14 protein-coding genes are annotated in these 18920 nt (G+C 64.0%); 7 read left to right on the forward strand and 7 right to left on the reverse strand.

Translation table 11 applies throughout. The annotated features are described in order from the left end of the window. Positions 1-18 precede the first annotated feature (18 nt). Positions 19-552: a metal-dependent hydrolase gene (locus tag AArcCO_RS15080; protein WP_259534311.1), complete on the forward strand. Its 534-nt coding sequence runs from the start codon at positions 19-21 to the stop codon at positions 550-552. A 1-nt stretch (position 553) separates the two neighbouring features. Here AArcCO_RS15080 and AArcCO_RS15085 read toward each other — a convergent pair whose 3' ends face one another. From AArcCO_RS15085 to AArcCO_RS15100, 4 genes are all read right to left on the reverse strand, one after another. Then, positions 554-1687, reverse strand: a complete 1134-nt coding sequence (locus tag AArcCO_RS15085; RefSeq protein WP_259534312.1) for a cysteine desulfurase family protein — start codon at positions 1685-1687, stop codon at positions 554-556. 63 nt (positions 1688-1750) lie between these two features. After that, positions 1751-2074, reverse strand: a complete 324-nt coding sequence (locus tag AArcCO_RS15090; protein WP_259534313.1) for a DsrE family protein — start codon at positions 2072-2074, stop codon at positions 1751-1753. A gap of 148 nt (positions 2075-2222) precedes the next feature. Then, complete coding sequence (gene trkA / locus AArcCO_RS15095; RefSeq protein ID WP_259534314.1) at positions 2223-3560, reverse strand: Trk system potassium transporter TrkA; 1338 nt, start codon at positions 3558-3560, stop codon at positions 2223-2225. Positions 3561-3608: 48 nt separating this feature from the next. After that, positions 3609-4403: an Lrp/AsnC family transcriptional regulator gene (locus AArcCO_RS15100; protein WP_259534315.1), complete on the reverse strand. Its 795-nt coding sequence runs from the start codon at positions 4401-4403 to the stop codon at positions 3609-3611. A 207-nt stretch (positions 4404-4610) separates the two neighbouring features. Here AArcCO_RS15100 and AArcCO_RS15105 point away from each other — a divergent pair, with 207 nt between their 5' ends. From AArcCO_RS15105 to thrS, 6 genes are all read left to right on the forward strand, one after another. Then, a complete protein-coding gene (locus tag AArcCO_RS15105) occupies positions 4611-7022 on the forward strand; it encodes an amino acid permease (RefSeq protein WP_259534316.1) in 2412 nt (803 codons plus the stop codon). A 1-nt stretch (position 7023) separates the two neighbouring features. After that, positions 7024-8559: a TrkH family potassium uptake protein gene (locus AArcCO_RS15110; RefSeq protein ID WP_259534317.1), complete on the forward strand. Its 1536-nt coding sequence runs from the start codon at positions 7024-7026 to the stop codon at positions 8557-8559. 58 nt (positions 8560-8617) lie between these two features. Continuing rightward, on the forward strand, positions 8618-9106 hold the full coding sequence (locus tag AArcCO_RS15115; protein ID WP_259534318.1) for a TspO/MBR family protein: 489 nt from the start codon (positions 8618-8620) through the stop codon (positions 9104-9106). A 68-nt stretch (positions 9107-9174) separates the two neighbouring features. Further along, positions 9175-9546: a rhodanese-like domain-containing protein gene (locus AArcCO_RS15120; RefSeq protein WP_259534319.1), complete on the forward strand. Its 372-nt coding sequence runs from the start codon at positions 9175-9177 to the stop codon at positions 9544-9546. Between the two features lie 229 nt (positions 9547-9775). Next, positions 9776-12610, forward strand: coding sequence for an aconitate hydratase (locus tag AArcCO_RS15125; protein WP_259534320.1), 2835 nt, complete (start codon positions 9776-9778; stop codon positions 12608-12610). Between the two features lie 247 nt (positions 12611-12857). After that, entirely contained in the window at positions 12858-14804 is a 1947-nt protein-coding gene (gene thrS, locus AArcCO_RS15130) for a threonine--tRNA ligase (RefSeq protein WP_259534321.1), read from the forward strand. A 96-nt stretch (positions 14805-14900) separates the two neighbouring features. On the opposite strand, the gene AArcCO_RS15135 is transcribed toward thrS, so the two are convergent. The 3 genes from AArcCO_RS15135 to AArcCO_RS15145 form a co-directional block, all read right to left on the reverse strand. Further along, on the reverse strand, positions 14901-15170 hold the full coding sequence (locus AArcCO_RS15135) for a DUF7123 family protein (RefSeq protein WP_259534322.1): 270 nt from the start codon (positions 15168-15170) through the stop codon (positions 14901-14903). Positions 15171-15440: 270 nt separating this feature from the next. Continuing rightward, complete coding sequence (locus AArcCO_RS15140; protein ID WP_259534323.1) at positions 15441-16328, reverse strand: molybdopterin synthase; 888 nt, start codon at positions 16326-16328, stop codon at positions 15441-15443. 81 nt (positions 16329-16409) lie between these two features. Continuing rightward, positions 16410-18905 (reverse strand): efflux RND transporter permease subunit, encoded by a 2496-nt coding sequence (locus tag AArcCO_RS15145; protein WP_259534324.1) that lies wholly within the window; start codon positions 18903-18905, stop codon positions 16410-16412. Between the last annotated feature and the right edge of the window lie 15 nt (positions 18906-18920).

Here is an 18920-nt window from a genome sequence, read left to right on the forward strand (position 1 = left end):
CGTTCACCGTAGCAGAGTATGTGGCCCTGGGGACACGTTGCAGTTGCCTATCTCTGTTATTCGATCGCCGTGCGAATACGAGCGAACGAACTCCCCGATCACGGTCCTGTCCTGATGGTGGTGGTTGGGAGTCTCTTTCCGGACATCGTCGATAAGCCACTCGCATGGTACCTCGGCGTGCTCCCGACGGGACGGACCCTCGCCCATTCGCTTCTGGTATTGATCCCGCTTTCATATCTCGGCTACCGGGTCGCGAATCGGTTTGAACGCCCCGAATACGGTATCGCGTTTGCGATCGGTGCACTTTCCCATTCGATCGTCGATGCGCTTCCAGTTCTGTGGGATGCGGAGGCGGAGGCGAACTTTCTCCTCTGGCCGCTACTGGCCGTCGAACCATACGAGGAGGGGGCTCCGTCTGTCCTGCGTCTTCTGTTGGATTCGCTTTCGAGCCCGTACTTTCTCTCCGAGTTCGTTCTCCTCGGGATCGCCGCCGTCCTCTGGCGGCGTGACGGGTATCCGGGTGCAGAGCCAGTGAGAGCCTTCCTCCGGTAACTCACCCCCGAGCGACCTCGAGAGCGTCCTCGAGCGCGGCAACTGCCTGATCGACGTCGTCGGCCGTGGTATGCCGCCCCATCGAGAACCGGACGGCGCCCAGTGCGGTCTGGGCGTCGATGCCCATCTCGGTGAGCACCCTCGACGGGGAGGCCGTTCCGGTATGGCACGCCGAGCCGCTGGAGACGGCGATCCCCCGGTCGGCCAGCGCGTCGACGAGCTGGGCGCCCGTCGCCTCCTCGAAACAGAACAGTGCATATCCCGGCAGCCGCTGTTCGGGGTGGCCGACGAGCGTCCCTCCGCTCACCTCCCGGACCCGTCGCACGAAGTCGTCACGCAACCCGGACAACCTGTCGGCACGCTCCTCGAGATCTGCCCGGGCCCGCTCGGCGGCGACGCCCATCCCGACGAGACCGGGGACGTTTTCGGTTCCGCTGCGGAGACCACCCTCCTGGCCCCCGCCGTGGATCAGCGGTTCCAGTTCGGCCTCGAGGCCGTCGCGGACGTACAGCGCACCCACGCCCTTGGGGCCATAGAACCTGTGTGCGCTGAGGCTCGCCATGTCCAGGCCGAGCCGCTCGACGTCGACGGGGAGTTTCCCCGCACTCTGGACGGTGTCCGAGTGCACGAGGGCACCGTGCTCGTGAGCGACCGTCGCAATCTCCTGTAGCGGCTGCACGACGCCCGTCTCGTTGTTGGCGTGCATGATCGAGACGATCACCGTGTCCGAGCGGATCGCGTCTTCGACAGCGGCCGGATCGACTCGGCCGTCCTCACGTGGCGCAATACGCGTCACTTCGACGCCACGCCGTTCGAGCCAGCGACACGTCTCTTCGATCGCATCGTGTTCCATCGCCGAGGTGACCACGTGTCCGCGGTTCTCGCCGGCGGCGGTGTCCACGATCCCTTTCAGTGCCAGATTGTCGGCCTCGCTTCCGCCGCCGGTGAAGACGATCGACGCCGGCGGGGCTCCGATGAGGGTTGCAACCCGTTCTCGTGCGGTTTCCAGTCCCTCGGCTGCGCGGTCGGCGTATCCTGCAGCAGGGTTGTGGTAGTGCGATTCCAGGTACGGTTCCATAGCGGCGACGACGTCTTCGTGTGGCAGGGTCGTCGCGGCGTGGTCGAGATAGATCATGTGAGGGATCTCGTCGGTCGGTTGCCGAACACTGTGCGCCGAAGCGGCATTCCACTCTCCGTGCTATCCGATCGTGAGCACTTCATCGCCCTCTTCGACGATCCGGAGGAGTTCACCCATCGTCGACCGGGGCCGGAGGTCGTCCGGTTCGATGTCGCGGGAGTCGAGACACGTCCCACAGGCCTCCAGTTCCCCGCCGTTCCGGGTGTATTTCACCATCACTCCGTGCGGGTTGAACTTCTCGGTCTCGATGTCCGGCGCCTCTACCCCGTCACCCAGCAGGAAGGTCTCCACGTCGTGGCCGTTCTCGAGGGCAGTGTTCGCCAACCTGAAGGCGTTCCATACGCGTTCGGCGTCGTTCGTCTCGATGATGAGGTTTAATTGCATACTTATTCGAAGAGGTGAGTATCTGGGCTTATAGTTCTTCCAGCGGTTCGTCGTCGGCCAGTTCTGGAAACGCTCTTCGTTCGGGTGTATCGCGACGACGACACCGACGAACTGTACGTTCGCTTCTCTTGCGGAATGCTGCTGGAGGCTACAGCTTCTCGATCGCCTCGTCGATGACGTCGAACTTCACGAAGGCGATTACGTGATCCCCCGGTTCGATGACGGTCTCCCCCCGAGGAATCACCATCTCCCCGTCGCGGGTGATCGCGCCGATCACCACCCCGGCCGGGAGGTCGCCGACCGACTCCCGGATCGGCCGCCCAGCGAGCACGCTCTCCTCGTCGACTTCGATCTCCAGCACTTCTGCCTTGTCCGTCTCGATGAACGCGATGTTCTCGGTGTTGCTGCTCTGGGTAAAACGGGTTATCTCCTCGGCGACGACGCTTCTGGGGCTAATCGCAACGTCGACCCCGATCCGCTCGAAGAGCCCGACGTACGATGACTGGTCGATCACGCTTATGGTTCGTTCGATGCCCAACTGGTCGGCCAGAAGCGACTCCAGCAGGTTCTTCTCGTCGCTGTCGAGTGCCGAAACCAGGATGTCGGCGTCGCCGACGTGTTCTCGCTCCAGGAACCCGGCGTCGGTCGCGTCCGAGTGCATCACCATCGTGTCGGGCAGCGCCTCTGCGAGCTTTCGTGCCCGGTCTTCGTCCTGTTCGACCAGCCGCGTCGACAGCCCCTGTTCGTTCAACAGGCGGGCGACGTGATAGCCGATCTCGGACCCGCCCGCGATGACGACCTCGGTTGCCTCCTGGCGCATCTCCTCGGGGACGCTGTCGCGGGCGAACTCGTGGACGCTCTGGGAGCTCCCGATGACGACCACCCGGTCGCCGACCGCGATTTCAGTGTCCCCACGGGCGATCTCTACGTCCCCGTTCCGGAGCACGGCCGCGAACGTGAGCGAATCGTACTGGTCGGCCTCCTCGACGGTCCCGCCTGCGATCGGCGACTGCTTGCAGACGTCGAACTCGGCCATCTGTACCGTCCCATCTGCGAAGAAGTCGGCGTCCCGTGCGGTCGGAAGGGCAGCGACCCGCGCGATCGCCTCCGCCGCAAGCAGGTTCGTCGCGACCATGAAGTCGATTCCGAACGCTTCCTCGGTGCGTTTCCACGTCCGGAGGTACTTGCTGTCCTTGATCCTGGCGACAGTGAACGCCTCCGATATCGCCTTTGCCGTCGAGCACGCGACGATGTTGGTCTCGTCGTCGTCGGTCGCCGCGAGAACCATGTCCGCCGAGCCGACGTCGGCGTCCTCCAGGGTCTCGACGTCGGTCCCGTCGCCGGCGACCGCCAGCACGTCCATCGAGTAGTTCAGTTCGTCCGCCCGATCCTCGCGCACGTCGATGACTATCACGTCGTGGGTGTCACACAGTCCCGCCGCGATCGATTCCCCGACTTCGCCGGCGCCGACGATGGCGACTTTCATCGCCACTTCCCCGCAAATACGCCAGTTGTATTCGACCCGTTCATTTGATTACGCACCGTCATCGTTCGATTGAATGGACTGTTCGTCCCCGTGAAACGCCTCGAGCACCTGTTCCGGATCGCCACCGCGAGCCAAAAGCGTCACGACGTCCCCCTGCTGGACCACCGTCTCCCCGCGGGGCGTGATCGTCGATCCGTCGCGCTCGATGGTAATGACGAGCACCTCTTCCTCGAGGATTTCCCGCTCGTTCGCCTCGGCTAGCGACAGATCGACGACCGGTGCCGACGCCGAGACTGACACCTCGACTACCTCGGCCCCACCCGCAAGGCTGATGACGTCCGTCGGGGACCAGGCCGACCCCTCGTCTTCCGGTCCGTACGGCGCGTACGGTTCGAACGCCTCGTTGCGAACGATCTGATCCGCCTCGATCTCGAGTCCGAGGTCGGTTAACTCGGCCATGATTCGCTCCCGGTCGTCGCTGTCCTCCGAGACTGCAGTCACGTGGAGATTCTGATCGCCCGACAGCAGCTCCCGAACGTGGATTACGCCTGGAATTGCCCGCACTTCCAGCGCCAGCACCTCCAGTTTCGACACCGGCGCCGAACAGACGAATAACGATGTCGACAGCCCCTCGGCGCGTTCGAAATCGACCTGTGCCGTGTATCCTCGGACGACACCGTGGTTCTCGAGGTTTTCGATCCGGTTTCTGATCGTCCCGGCGGAGACGTTCACCGTCTCCGCGATCGCCGGCGCCGAGGTGTTCCGGGCGTCCTGCATCAGCGCGTAGATCGTGCGCCGATCGATTCGATCGAGTCGGTAGTCGTTCTGGGTGTCCCTGGGCACGGCTGTCTCCGTTGCCGGCGCATTTCTCCTTCAACAATATAATACTACGCAATTGTCTTTACCGAACGATTTCCGCCAGTTCTTTGTCGCATCGATAATTCCCTTCGGCAGTCTTTTATATAGTGTCTCCATGTATCTCATCCATGGATCGCCAGCTATCGATCGTTTCTCCCCGGTTTGTCGTCCGCTATCTCAGGGTGATCTGGCGTGGCTGAAAACGAGCAGGAACTCGCCCGTGACCTCGGTTTCCTCGAGGCGTACACCCTCGGTCTGGGCACCATGATCGGGGCGGGGATCTTCGTATTGCCCGGAATCGTCGCCGGACGGGCAGGCCCGGCGAGCATGGTGTCGTTTGCGATCGCTGGCGTCGTCTCGCTTTTGGCCGCGCTGTCGCTGTCCGAACTGGCGACCGGGATGCCGAAAGCAGGTGGGAGTTACTACTACGTCAATCGTGCGCTCGGCGGATTTTTCGGCAGTATCGTCGGCTGGGGAATGTGGGTCGGGCTCATGTTCGCGACCGCGTTCTACATGCTCGGATTCGGACAGTATCTCGCCGGCCTTCACCCGTCGATTCCGATCGTCGCCTCGGCGCTCGTGATGGGGGCGATCCTCACGCTCGTCAACTACCGTGGAGTAAAAGAGACCGGATCGCTTCAGAACGTGATCGTCATCGCGCTGGTCGTGTTGATCATCGCGTTTATCGCCTTCGGCCTCGCGGCGCTCGACCCGTCGCTTTTGACGCCGTTCGCTCCCGAGGGGTGGAGTGCAGTGGGACTCACCGCCGGCACCGTCTTCGTGGCGTTCATCGGGTTCGAAGTGATCGCAACGTCGGCCGAGGAGATCAAGAACCCGGGTCGCAACCTCCCGCTGTCGATGATCGCCGCGGTCGTGACGCCCGCAATCCTGTACGTACTCGTGATGCTCGTCTCGACGGGCGTACTCCCGATTCCCGAACTCGAGGTTTCGACGATTCCTGTCGCGGACGTCGCCATGGTGTACGCCGGCGAGATCGGCTCGCTCGCGATGATCTTCGGGGCGGTGCTGGCAACCGTTTCTTCGGCGAACGCGTCGATCCTCTCGGCCGCACGGGTGAACTTCGCGATGGGCCGGGACAGAATCCTCACTGTCTGGCTCAACCAGGTCCACGAACGGTTCCGAACCCCGTATCGGGCGATCCTTGCGACCGGGATCGTCATCCTCCTGTTGATCGCAGGTCCCCTTCCGATCGACACGCTCGCGGACGTCGCCTCCTTCTCGTACCTGGTCGCGTACGCGCTGGTTCACGTCGCGGTGGTCGTCATGCGTCGGGCAGACCCCGCGACGTACGATCCGGATTTCCGCATCCCAGATCCCCTGTATCCCGCCGTGCCGATCGCCGGTGGGTTGGGGTGTCTCGCCGTCATGATTCAGATGCGACCACTCGTCCAGGGGATCGGTCTCGCGATCGTGGGCATCGGTGTCGGCTGGTACTTCCTGTACGTCCGCGAGCGAACCGAGACGGTCGGCCTCGTCGGCGAGGCGATAGCAACTGAACCGGCCGGTGGAGCCGGATCCGTCGGGGGGACCGGAAACGGAGACGGGGATGGGGACGTATACCGCGTCGTCGTTCCGGTCGCGAACCCGGACACCGAAGAGACGCTGATCCGGTATGCGGCCGCCAGCGCCCACGGACACGATGGGGAGGCCGAATTGATAGCAGTCAACGTGATCGAAGTGCCCCCCCAGACCTCTCCGGCCCAGATCGAACTCGAGGAGGAGCGCGTCGGGCGTCAGCAGGAACTGCTCGAAAGTGCCCGGGACACTGCCGACACGCTGTCGTTACCGCTGCAAACGCGAGCGATCGTCGGCCGGCACGCCGGCGACGCGATTCTCTCGATCATCCGCGAGGAAGAGGCCGACCACGTGTTGATGGGCTGGAGTCCAGACCATCGCCGACGGGACGCGGTGTTCGGATCCACGCTCGACACGGTCGTCGAACAGGCGCCGTGTGAGGTGTCGCTCGTGACGCGTCCGAGTATGCGTCCCGGTAACGTCGTCGCGCTCGCCGGACGTGGGCCGAACGCACCCGTGGCAGCAAGGCGGGCTGGCGAAATCCACCGTACGTTCGAAGATTCGTCGCTCACGCTCCTGAGCGTGCAGCAACCGCTCGCCGCGACTGACCAGTCCGAATCGGTGGGCTCCGGCGTGGACGGACCGGACGGTTCCGACGATGGTGAAACAAGCGATTCCGACGCCAGTGAAACGAGCGATTCCGACGACGGTGAACGGGAGGATCCCGAAACCGTCGGCAAAGAAACCATCGACGACGTCGCAGCCGCTGCGGGCCTCGACCCGGACGAGTACGAGTCGCGGGTAGTGGTCGACGAGAACGTCAGGGAGGCGCTGCTCGAAACGGTCGACGCGTACGACACCGTCGCCGTCGGAGCGACCGGGGAGAGCTTCGTCGCCCGGACGATGTACGGCACTATTCCACGCGACATCGTTTCACGTACCGACAACACGGTCGTGATCGCACGCGGGGGCGACGCACGGCCTCGTTCGCTCAAACGGGCAATCCTCGAGCGTCTCGTCGCCCTCCTGGAATCCGAACCGACGGAAAACCAATCGATGAACTCGTGACATGACGGTGAAAGTAGACTGGCGAGCAAGTGTCGCCCTGACTGGAACTGCGTTGAAGTACATCTCGTTTGCGATGTTCGTCCCCCTCGCCGTCGCCGTCGTCTATCGGGAGGACGTTCTGGTGTTCCTCGTCTCGCTTTCGATCGCACTCGGGATCGGACTGCTGCTGGAACGCGCCTCCGATCACACGGATCTGGGGCCTCGCGAGGCGCTGTTGTTCGTCACGCTCGTGTGGGGCGTCGTGTCGCTGGTCGGTGCCGTCCCGTACGTGCTGGCCGGCTACGGGACCGCCTCGACGCTGTCACATCCGATCAATGCGCTGTTCGAATCGGTGTCCGGATTCACGACCACCGGCGCGACCGTGATGGGGGAGATCTCCTTCGAGCAGCATTCACACGCACTGTTGCTGTGGCGACAGCTCACCCAGTGGCTCGGCGGAATGGGGATCATCGTACTGATGGTCGCGATCCTGCCCGAGCTGGCGGTCAACGGGGCACAGCTGGTCGACTCGGAGGCGCCGGGTCCAGAACTCCAGAAGCTGACGCCGCGCATTGCGGAAACCGCCCGGATCCTGTGGCTGTTTTACTTCGCGTTCACGCTGCTTTACGTGCTGCTGTTGCTCGTGTTACATTTCGTCGGATTCGCACCGAATATGGACGTGTACAACGCCGTGGCCCACGGCTTCACGACGCTGCCGACCGGAGGGTTCTCCCCGCAGGCCGACAGCATCGCCGCGTTCTCGCCTGCGGTGCAGTGGGTCGTGATTCCATTCATGCTCGTCGCAGGGACGAATTTCGCGCTGTTTTATTACGTCCTCCAGGGGGAGTACCGGTCGTTCTTCCGGAACCGGGAGTTCCAGGCGTACATCGGTGCCGTCGCCGGATTGATCGTCGTCCTCTGGGGACTGCTGTTCACCGGCGCAGCACCGACCCTCGAACTCGGCGGCACGACGGAAGGTGTTCTCGAGAACTCGCTGCGGCAGGCTGCATTCCAGATCGGCTCTCTCCTGAACTCGACAGGGTATGCAACCAGTGACTTCGCCCAGTGGGACGCGAGCGCCCAGATCGTGTTGTTGTTCGCGATGTTCATCGGCGGTTCGGCTGGGTCGACCGGGGGTGGAATCAAAGTCGTCCGGTGGCTCGTCGTCCTCAAGACGATCCGACGCGAGCTTTTCACCACTGCACACCCCGATGCGGTCAAGCCGGTCCGACTGGGGAGGTACGTCGTCGACGAGGACGTAATCAAAGCAATTTTCGCCTTTACGCTGTTGTATCTGGTTCTCTTCGCCGTCGCAGCCGTCGTGATCACGCTAGACGCCTCCCGTGTCGGGCTCGAACTTTCGGTTCTGGAGGCCGCAAGCGCAAGCCTTGCGACGATCGGGAACATCGGTCCGGGGTTCGGGCTGCTCGGCCCGTTCGGAAGCTATCTGGCGTTTCCCCCGACGAGCAAGCTACTGATGATCTTCCTGATGTGGATCGGCCGGCTCGAGATCATCCCCGTATTGGTGCTTTTCACCGGCGCGTTCTGGAAGCGGTAACGGAGTGGGGGATCCGTTGCCGACCCCGTTTTAAGTAACTCCGCGGCGTACCTTCAGTATGCACACGAACCGCTCGCTCGGGCTTCCGTCCGGTCGTGAGGCACTTCTCGCGGCGGGCTTCGTCGTCGGCGTCAACGCCCTCGGCGCGCTCCCCGCATTCCTTTTCGGCTCCGAAACCGGCTGGATCGACCGGCCGTGGTTCTATCCGCCGGAGATCCTGTTCCCGATCGTCTGGACGCTGCTTTTCACGCTACTCGGGCTTGCGCTGTACCGCGTCTGGAAACGCGGGATCGGACGCCGCGACGTGCGGGTCGCGTTCGGCGTCTTCGCCGCCCAGTTCTCACTCAACCTCCTGTGGACGCCGGTCTTTTTCGGCCTCCAGCGACCAGATCTGGGGCTGTTGGTGATCCTCGTGCTCTGGGTCGGAATCGTTGCCACAATTGTCGCCTTCGACCGCGTCGACCGGGTGGCTGCCGCGCTTGTCGTCCCGTATCTGCTGTGGGTGTCGTTCGCTGCGGTTCTCAATTACGCAATTTACGCCGCGTGACAGGCGGACACCATTGTGCTGGCGGGTGGAAGAGCGACACTTATCGGTCGTGGGTACAACGGGGAGTTATGAGCAAGATTACGCCCCCCGAACTCGACGACCGACTCTCAGCCGGTGAGAACCTGTTTTTGCTGGACATCCGCCCCCGAGACTCGTTTCGAAACGGAAGTATCGACGGGTCACATAACGTTCCGGTGTACGGTGACCTCCAGCGCGGAGACGAATCGTCGCTTCGAAGTCAACTGGACGAAATCCCCCGCGACGAGGACGTCGTCGTGATCTGCAAGGCCGGCATCGTCGCGAAGAAGGCGACCGCCATCCTGAACGAGGAGGGATGCGACGCCGCCACACTTCTGGGAGGGATGAGCGGTTGGAACGGCTACAAAAACGGAACGATCGGGTACAGATTGCGGTCGCTGCTGTGGCGGGCGACCGGTTGAGACGGCAAGTCAGGACCACGGTGAGTCGAGACCCCCGATGTACGGACCGCGGGCGAGAGCGTCCGAGCGTGTTCCCGTGGCTGTTGCCCTATTGATGTCGGGTTTGTGCCCGGTTTGCACGACAATTCTGCGCTTTTATTGAAAATGGCCCCCAGTAGTACGGCCCTCCGGTCACTGTCAACGCGTCTCAGACGAACGATTGAAATACCGCGTGCGTCTACCCGCCCCTATGAGCGGACAAGACCCTTTCGGTGCGATCCGCGAGTTCGAGCACGACGGGACCACCTACCGGATGGCGGACCTGACCGCGCTCGAGGACGCCGGACTGTGTGACCTGGAGAAACTGCCGGTCAGCATCCGGGTGTTGCTGGAGTCGGTGCTCCGCAACGTCGACGGCGAGGGAATCACCGAAGACGACGTCCGCAACGCCGCCGCCTGGGAGCCGGACGTCCCCGACGTCGAGGTGCCCTTCACGCCCTCCCGGGTCGTGCTACAGGACCTCACGGGCGTTCCGGCCGTGGTCGACCTCGCGGCGCTCAGGTCGGCCGCCGACCGCAACGGGGCGGACCCCTCGATCGTCGAGCCGGAGGTTCCGTGTGACCTGGTGATCGATCACAGCGTCCAGGTCGACTACTTCGGTTCCGAGGACGCCTACGAGAAGAACGTCGAACTCGAGTACGAGCGCAACGAGGAGCGCTACCGCGCGATCAAGTGGGCGCAGAACGCGTTCGACCGGTTCCAGGTCGTCCCGCCGGGCACGGGAATCGTCCACCAGGTGAACCTCGAACATCTCGGACAGGTCGTTCACGACCGCGAGCGCGACGGCGACCGGTGGCTCGTTCCCGACACCCTCGTGGGGACCGACAGTCACACCCCCATGATCGGTGGGATCGGTGTCGTCGGTTGGGGCGTCGGCGGCATCGAGGCCGAGGCCGCCATGCTCGGCCAGCCGATCACGATGAAGCTCCCGGAGGTCGTCGGCGTCCGGCTCACCGGCGAACTCCCGGAGGGCGCCACCGCGACGGACCTGGTGTTGCACATCACCGAACAGCTCCGCGAGGTCGGCGTCGTCGACCGGTTCGTCGAGTTCTTCGGTCCGGGCGTTTCGAGCCTCACCGTCGCCGACCGGGCGACCATCTCGAACATGGCCCCCGAGCAGGGCTCGACGATCAGCATGTTCCCGGTCGACGAGTCGACGCTCGATTACCTCGAGCTCACCGGACGGGATCCCGAACACGTCGAACTTGTCGAGGAGTACCTGAAGGCGCAGGGGCTGTTCGGCGAGCAGGAGCCCGAGTACACCGAGGTCGTCGAGTTCGACCTGGGGAGCGTCGAACCCAGTCTCGCCGGTCCCAAGCGCCCGCAGGACCGGGTCCCGATGGACGGAATGAAGACTCACTTCCGGGAGCTGGTCGCCGAGGAGGTCGCCGACGCGACGCCCGAGGACCCGGCCGACCTGGATCGGTGGTTCGACGACGGCGGCGACGGCGGCGCCCCCGAGACGGCTGCCGGAGGCGACGCACCCACGACGACCGCCGGGGGCGACGCCGCACAGATGCAAAAACCCTCGCCGACGTCGAAGTCGAACCTCGGCGAGAAGGTGTCGGTCGAACTCGAGGACGGCACCACAGCCGAGATCGGGCACGGAAGCGTCGTCGTCAGCGCGATCACCAGCTGTACAAACACCTCGAACCCGTCGGTGATGATCGCTGCCGGGCTGCTGGCGAAAAACGCCGTGGAGATGGGGCTCGAAGTGCCCGACTACGTCAAGACCAGCCTGGCGCCAGGGAGCCGCGTCGTCACGGAGTACCTCGAGGAGTCCGAGCTGCTCCCGTATCTCGAGGATCTGGGGTACCACGTCGTCGGGTACGGCTGTACGACCTGTATCGGCAACGCAGGCCCGCTGCCGGAATCGATCGAGGAGGCGATCGACGAACACGACCTCTGGACCACGAGCGTCCTCAGTGGCAACCGGAACTTCGAGGCGCGGATCCACCCGAAGATCAAAGCCAACTACCTGGCGAGCCCGCCCCTGGTGGTCGCGTACGGGCTGGCGGGACGGATGGACGTCGACCTCGAGGAGGAACCGATCGGCGTCGGCGACGACGGCGAACCCGTCTACCTCTCGGACGTCTGGCCGAGCCCGGAGGAGGTAAAAGAGGCAATCCACGACAACGTCGACTCCTCCATGTTCGAAGAGAAGTACGCGGAGGCGTTCGAAGGCGACGCCCGCTGGGAGGCGCTCGACGCGCCCACCGGCGACGTCTACGAGTGGGACGACGAGTCGACGTACATCCGGGAACCGCCGTTCTTCACGGACTTCCCGCTGGAAAAGCCCGGCGTGTCGAATATCGAGGACGCCCGGTGTCTCATGCTGCTGGGTGATACGGTCACCACCGACCACATCAGCCCGGCCGGTCCGTTCGGTCCCGACCTGCCGGCGGGGCAGTGGCTCATGGACCACGGCGTCGACCCCCACGAGTTCAACACCTACGGCTCCCGTCGGGGCAACCACGAAGTGATGATGCGCGGGACGTTCGCGAACGTCCGGATCGAAAACGAGATGCTCGACGGGACGGAGGGTGGCTACACGATCCACCATCCAACCGATGAAGAAACGACGGTCTTCGAGGCCAGCGAGCGCTACCGCGAGGAGGAGACGCCGCTCGTGGTGCTGTCGGGCGTGGAGTTCGGTACCGGATCCAGCCGCGACTGGGCCGCCAAAGGGACCGACCTGCTGGGGATCCGCGCGACCATCGCCGAGAGCTACGAACGGATCTACCGCGACAACCTGGTCGGCATGGGCGTGCTGCCGCTGCAGTTTTCGCCCGGCGACTCCTGGGAGTCGCTCGGGCTCGACGGTTCGGAGTACTTCCACATCCGCGGGCTCGACGACGGCCTGGAACCCAACGCCGAACTCACCGTCGTCGCCGAGAAAGAGGACGGCGAGACCGTCGAGTTCCCGGTAACCGCACAGGTCGGCACCCCCGCCGCGGTGACGTACGTCGAACACGGCGGCATCCTGCACTACGTGCTCCGGCGGCTGCTGACCGAGGAGAACTAGGCGGTTCGAGCGGTCTCGCCGGTCTGACATTCGTTTCGCGGAGACCGGCTATCGTTCGGGCTCGACGACAGATGCGTCTATGGCGGATTGCTTCCAGCAGTTAGTATGGGGGAGGATAGTATTTCGGAAGAGTACTATATTACGTTAAACCGCGGGTTTTGAAGACACGTTCCCGTTCGACCCATCCCGTGCGACGGAGTGCCGGCGTCCAAAAACACTTATCCCGCTCGTCCGGCTTCTGGATGACATGAGCGAGAGCGACGCCCAGGCAGACGTGACGGTCGTCCTTCCGGACGGATCACAGCTTTCCGTACCGGAGGGATCGACAGTCGAGGACGTCGCCTACGAGATCGGTCCGGGGCTGGGAAGGGACACAGTCGCGGGCGTCGTCGACGGCGAACTCGTGGACAAGGCCGCGGTCGTCCCCGACGGTGCCCGCCTCGAGATCGTCACCGACGACGCCGATGAGTACCTGCGGGTCCTCAGACACACGGCCGCCCACGTGTTCGCCCAGGCGCTCCAGCGGCTGTATCCGGAAGCGAAACTCGCGATCGGTCCCCCGACCGACGAGGGCTTCTACTACGACGTGACGAACGTCGACCTCGACGAGGACGACCTCGCAGAGATCGAAGAGGAGATGGAACGGATCGTCGAGGCCGACTACGAACTCCATCGCGACGAGCGCCCGCGCGAGGAGGCGATCCACGGCTACGAGGACAACCGGTTCAAACGCGAGATCCTCGAAGAGGAGGCTGCGGGCGAAGCGGTCGTCTCCTTTTACGTCCAGGACGACTGGGAGGATCTCTGTCGGGGGCCACACGTGGAGTCCACCGGCGAGGTCGGCGCGTTCGCCCTGTTGAACATCTCCTCGGCGTACTGGCGCGGCGACGAGGACAACGAGACGCTCACCCGCGTGTACGGCACGGCGTTCGAAACCGAGGACGACCTCGAGGAGTACCTCGAGCGACGCGAGGAGGCCAAAAAGCGGGACCACCGGAAGATCGGCCGGGAGATGGACCTGTTCTCGATCCCCACGGTGACGGGTCCCGGGCTCCCGCTGTATCACCCCAACGGGAAGACCGTGCTCCGGGAACTCGAGGAGTACGCCAACGAGCTCAACCGTGGGGCCGGCTACGAGGAGGTCGAGACGCCCCACGTCTTCAGGACGGAGCTGTGGAAGCAGTCCGGCCACTACGACAACTACCGGGACGACATGTTCCTCCTGGACGTAAACGAAGAGGAGTACGGTCTCAAGCCGATGAACTGTCCCGGTCACGCGACGATCTTCGACCAGAAGTCCTGGTCCTACCGGGAGCTTCCAATGCGGTACTTCGAGAACGGGAAGGTGTACCGGAAGGAGCAGCGCGGCGAGTTGTCCGGGCTCTCGCGAGTGTGGGCGTTCACGATCGACGACGGCCACCTGTTCGTCCGGCAAGACCAGATCGAGGCCGAGGTCCGGCAGGTCATGGATATGATCTTCGAGGTGATCGAGACGTTCGACCTCGAGGTCGAGGTGGCGCTTGCGACCCGGCCGGAGAAGTCGGTGGGAAGCGACGAAATCTGGGAGTCTGCGGAGTCACAGCTGCGGGAGGTGCTCGAAAACGACGGACACGATTACGACCTCGAACCCGGTGACGGCGCCTTCTACGGGCCGAAGATCGACTTCGCGTTCGAGGACGCGCTCGGCCGCAGCTGGGACGGGCCGACCGTTCAGCTGGACTTCAACATGCCCGAGCGGTTCGATCTCACCTACACGGGCGAGGACAACGAGGAGCACCGCCCGGTGATGATCCACCGGGCGCTGTACGGCAGCTACGAGCGCTTCTTCATGGTGCTGATCGAGCACTTCGACGGGAACTTCCCGCTGTGGCTGGCCCCCGAACAGGTTCGGATCCTCCCCGTGAGCGACGAGACGCTCGGCTACGCCCACCGCGTGAAAAACGATCTTTCGGAGGCCGGCTTCCGGGTCGACATCGAGGACCGCGACTGGACGGTCGGCCGGAAGATCCGGGCCGGCCACGACGACCGGCTCCCATATATGCTGGTCGTCGGTCCCGACGAGGAGGAGACCGGTACTGTCTCCGTACGGGACCGGTTCGAGCGTGAAAAAGCGGACGTCGAACTGGAGGCGTTCCTCGAACACCTCGAAAACGAACGCGAGGAGAAACGGACCGAACCGGACTTCCTCGCGTGAGCTAGTCGCCAGGTCGATTTGCCGGGGAGCGCGATCGGCGGGGACCGGATCGACGTCCCGGGGTCGTGATCGCCGTGCGTTCGTTCTGTGGACAGTTCAGGCGGGTTCGACGCGCCAGGTCGTCGCGCCGGTGTAGGACCACTTTTCGATCTGGAGGTCCGCGGCGGATTCGCTGAGCTTCACCATCAGCGCGCCGATCTCCTTCGGGGAGAGGTCGACATCGTCGGCGATGAACTTGCTCTTGAAGTAGAGTTCGCCGTCTTCGGCTCGCTTTCGGAGGTACGACCTGAGACGTTCCTCTTTCGACTCTTCAGTGGAGTCCGTCTCCGTCGTCACGTCGGTGGAGGGGGTTGCAGTCGCGCTCATTGTGACACCTCGTCCCTCCATTGTGCCGAGGGGGTGTTATAAAGGCAGGAACGTTAGGGGTGATTCAGCTCCTTTCAGGAGAGTGTTGCCGATAAACTGTGTCTGACGGACGTTTTACGAACTTTTTAAATCAGTCTAGAAGTTTTAAAACATGATCTGAGGCTTCAAGATGGGTTCCGATCGACGAGACGTTCGGTCCACGAATGAACGGTAGTTTCGACGCCGAAATCCGTTTTCGATCGGTGAGAATTCCGCTTTCGTCGGCGATACTCACTCGCGCTCGTGGAGCCAGAACTCTTCGCTTTCGGTCGATTCCTTCTTGAAGATCGGCACTTCTTCCTTCAACTGGTCGATCCCGTCTTCGACTGCCCGGAACGCCTGCTTTCGATGCCCCGCGAGGACGACGACGAAGACGATGTCCTCACCGGCCTCGATGACGCCCGAACGGTGGTGTAGCAACACTTCGAACACCTCATCCCGGGACTCCAGGCGCTTCCGGATGTCGTCCATCCGGTTTTCGGCGACGCCGTCGTACTTTTCGAAGACCAACCGTTCGGTCCGATCGTCGTCTGGGGAATCCGTAACCCGAACGCGGCCGGTGAAGGTTGCGATCGCACCCGACCGCTCCGCCATCGGCGAGGCTTTCGCCTCCGCCACGAGCTCCTCCAGGGTGACGTAGGGCTCGAAGCTGTCGATCCGCCCGGCGAGAGCCTCGAGATCTAGATCCTCCGGATTTATCGCCGTCTCCACGATATCACCGGCGATCTCCTCCTCGTTGGGCCCTTCACTGCCCGCGTCGGACCCCTCGTCAGTGTCGCCGGTCAGCCGAACCGTCGGCACCCGCAACCGGGTAAACCCGGCCGCGAGCACGTAGTCGTGGGTCGGCGCAAGCGTCTCGAGGAGGTCAGTGAACGTGCCGTCCGATCCGCTGACGCTCCAGGTTCCGTCTTCGGCCAGTGTTACCGTCGTCGATAGATCTGGGTTCGGCTCCGCCGTGGACGTGCTGGCTGCGAGTCCGCCGTCCGCGACGCCCGTGCCCTCTCCGGTTCCCGTTTCGCGTTCGGCTGCCCGCACCGTGGCGACCCGGCCTTCGAGACGCGTCGCGAGCGATCGCACGACGGCGTCGGCGCCCGGGCCGACGACGCTGAGTGGTTGCATACGTAGTTCCCGGGGTCGCGTGGATAAATGGCTTTCCGCCGTAGTTCCGGCCGACCGAGTCGGCGGCGCCGGACTCGACGGTCACACCGCCGCGGTTTCGACGCCCCGCAGGCGGGCCTCAGCCCGAACCCACACCACGATCGTGGCCGGGAGCAACAGGATCGCCGCGAGGTAGGCGTACAGCACCCCCAGCGCGATCAGGATCCCGAACTCCGCGATCAGAGGAATCAATGCGACGTACAGCACGCCGATTCCGGTGACGGTCGTGAGCATACTGCCGGTCAACGCACCGCCGGTTCCTCGAACTGTCACCAGCAGCGCCTCGTACACGTCGACGGCGGGATCACCGTCGAATTCGTCGACGAATCGATGCATGAAGTGGACGGTGTAATCCACCCCGAGACCGATCGAGACTGCGAGGATCGGCGCGTTGATCGGTGTCAAGGCGATGTCGAACAGCCGCATCGATCCCGCCAGCAGGGCGACAGTCACGACGACGGGAACGAGGTTGATGATTCCGTAGATCGCCCGTCCTTCGAGCAGCCGGTAGCTGATCGCGAGAAACGCCGCCGTCAGCCCGAACGCCACGAACAGGCTCACGATCGCCGACTCGGTGATCCGGTCGATCACCGCCTGGTTCACCACGATCTGTCCGGTCGGCGTCGCCTCCAGCGTCTGGAACCGTTCTGCGACCACCCACGCGTCGCGAGTGGCGTCCGTCGCGTCCGCTTCGGCGGTGAGCTGGAACTGGATCCGGGTCGCGCTCCGGTCGTCGGCGAGATACGTCCGTGCCTGGTCACCTCGCGGGGAATCCAGAAGCGACTCGAACACCCGGTCGACGTCGCGGTCCGGAACGCCGTTTCCGGTGGTGTCGGTCTGCCGGACGAGCGCGCCGAACTCGGGGTTCTCTTCGGCGTGTTGTCGAGTCACGGAGAGCACGCTGCTGGCGTCCGCCTCGCGCCGGTCGCCGGCGAACGCCGGCGGCGGATCCCGGGTCGCGCGGTCGATCTCTCTGAGGGTGGCGTCCGAACGCACCTCCGGCCCCTCGATGTACAAGGTCACGCTCCCGATGAATCCCTGATCGAAGTCGTCCTCGAGTATCGAGATCACCTCCAGGAACGAGTAGGTTCCCGGTTTGAACGGCTCGGGAAGCCGATCGTACTGTTCGATGCGCTCTTCGTTCGGGAAGAACACCTCCTGGGAGAACTCCGTGTCCACGCCGGTCCCGTACGCGCCTGCCGCGCCCCCGACCACGAGTGCGACCACGAGGACGCCGACGGCACCCACCCTGGCCAGGGAAACGCCCGCCGGAAGGATCGTCCCCAGGATCGATCCCTTCCGTCCGAGCGGTTTCGTTCCGAACTGGGGGAACCGCCGTCCCTCCCGGAGCCGGTCGAAAGCGACCTTCGCCGCCGGGAGGAACACGCCGAAGATGAGGAACGTGAAGGTGATACCCGCCGCAGCGACCAGCCCGAAGTCCCGCAGGCTCCCGAGCGGGCTCGTCAGGTTCGCCGCGAAACTGAACACGGTGGTGATCGCGACGATGAGAAACGCCACAGTCAGCTGGCTGGTAGTTAGTAGCATTGCGTCGTCGATCCCGGCGCCGTCGAGCCGTTCCTCGCGGTACCGGTTGATGATGTGGATCCCGAAGTCGATCCCCACCGCGAGCAACAGCGGGAATATCGTCACCATCGTGTCGCCGAACGGGATCCCGGCGTATCCCATGAAGCCGAACGTCCACACGAGCGTCATCACGAGTGCGGCGACCCCGACCCCGAGGTCGACGGGGTCCCGGTACGCGATCACGAGGAAGAAGACGATCAGCAGTATCGCTGCGGGAAAGACGACGATTGCGGTGTCGTTGAGCAGTTGCAGGATCTCGTCTTCCAGGAGCGCGTCCGCGAAGACGACGACGTTGTCGTTGATCGTGTAGCCGTCGACGGTTTCGAGGACGTCGATCGTTCGATACTGCAGCGCCGCCCGGTCGGACTGTCCGGCGCCGGCGGGCAGGTCGTAACTCACCTGCAGTTGTGCCGTCGACGCCGATCCCGTAGCCGGATTCAGGTCGGTGCTGACTCCTCCCAGGGATCCTCGGTCGGCGGCGGACTGGATCGCCCCAGCGAGCTGTCGGGGGGAGGCGCGTTCGATCGTCCGGCGCTGGGTCTCGACAGTCGTCGCACTCGGGTCGATTTCGCGGGCGATCGTCGACGCCGGGCTCGACGTCGCCGACACCCGGAGGCCCTCGCGATCTTCGAGCCGCTGTTGCGCCTCGAGCATCCGCAACAGCGACTGCTCGGACAACACGTTCCGGTCGTCTTTCACGAACACTGTAGCGCTGGCTCCACCGCCATCACGGTCGCGGGGGGCGAACACCTCCTGCATCTCCTCGAACGCCTCGAACTCCTCGATGTCCTCGGTGAACTGGTCGGCCCCTGCCTGCTGTTCGGCGTCGGTTCCGATCCCCACGGCGAACCCAGCGGTGAGAAGCAGGAAGACCGCGACGATCGTCCAGGGTCGCTCCGTGACCAGCCGGTTTACGGCCCTGGTCACGGGATCGTTGTCGTCGGACTCAGCCATCGCTTCGCGTCCCCC

The sequence above is a fragment of the Halalkaliarchaeum sp. AArc-CO genome (genome assembly GCF_024972735.1).
Classification (GTDB): Archaea; Halobacteriota; Halobacteria; order Halobacteriales; family Haloferacaceae; genus Halalkaliarchaeum.

What these genes read in the sequence shown, in the direction of transcription:
- trkA (WP_259534314.1), bottom strand. Translation starts at nt 3,560, where the DNA reads ATGAAAGTCGCCATCGTCGGCGCCGGCGAAGTCGGGGAATCGATCGCG.
- AArcCO_RS15080 (WP_259534311.1), top strand. Translation starts at nt 19, where the DNA reads ATGTGGCCCTGGGGACACGTTGCAGTTGCCTATCTCTGTTATTCGATC.
- AArcCO_RS15090 (WP_259534313.1), bottom strand. Translation starts at nt 2,074, where the DNA reads ATGCAATTAAACCTCATCATCGAGACGAACGACGCCGAACGCGTATGG.
- AArcCO_RS15145 (WP_259534324.1), bottom strand. Translation starts at nt 18,905, where the DNA reads ATGGCTGAGTCCGACGACAACGATCCCGTGACCAGGGCCGTAAACCGG.
- AArcCO_RS15120 (WP_259534319.1), top strand. Translation starts at nt 9,175, where the DNA reads ATGAGCAAGATTACGCCCCCCGAACTCGACGACCGACTCTCAGCCGGT.
- AArcCO_RS15125 (WP_259534320.1), top strand. Translation starts at nt 9,776, where the DNA reads ATGAGCGGACAAGACCCTTTCGGTGCGATCCGCGAGTTCGAGCACGAC.
- AArcCO_RS15135 (WP_259534322.1), bottom strand. Translation starts at nt 15,170, where the DNA reads ATGAGCGCGACTGCAACCCCCTCCACCGACGTGACGACGGAGACGGAC.
- AArcCO_RS15140 (WP_259534323.1), bottom strand. Translation starts at nt 16,328, where the DNA reads ATGCAACCACTCAGCGTCGTCGGCCCGGGCGCCGACGCCGTCGTGCGA.
- AArcCO_RS15110 (WP_259534317.1), top strand. Translation starts at nt 7,024, where the DNA reads ATGACGGTGAAAGTAGACTGGCGAGCAAGTGTCGCCCTGACTGGAACT.
- AArcCO_RS15115 (WP_259534318.1), top strand. Translation starts at nt 8,618, where the DNA reads ATGCACACGAACCGCTCGCTCGGGCTTCCGTCCGGTCGTGAGGCACTT.
- AArcCO_RS15085 (WP_259534312.1), bottom strand. Translation starts at nt 1,687, where the DNA reads ATGATCTATCTCGACCACGCCGCGACGACCCTGCCACACGAAGACGTC.
- thrS (WP_259534321.1), top strand. Translation starts at nt 12,858, where the DNA reads ATGAGCGAGAGCGACGCCCAGGCAGACGTGACGGTCGTCCTTCCGGAC.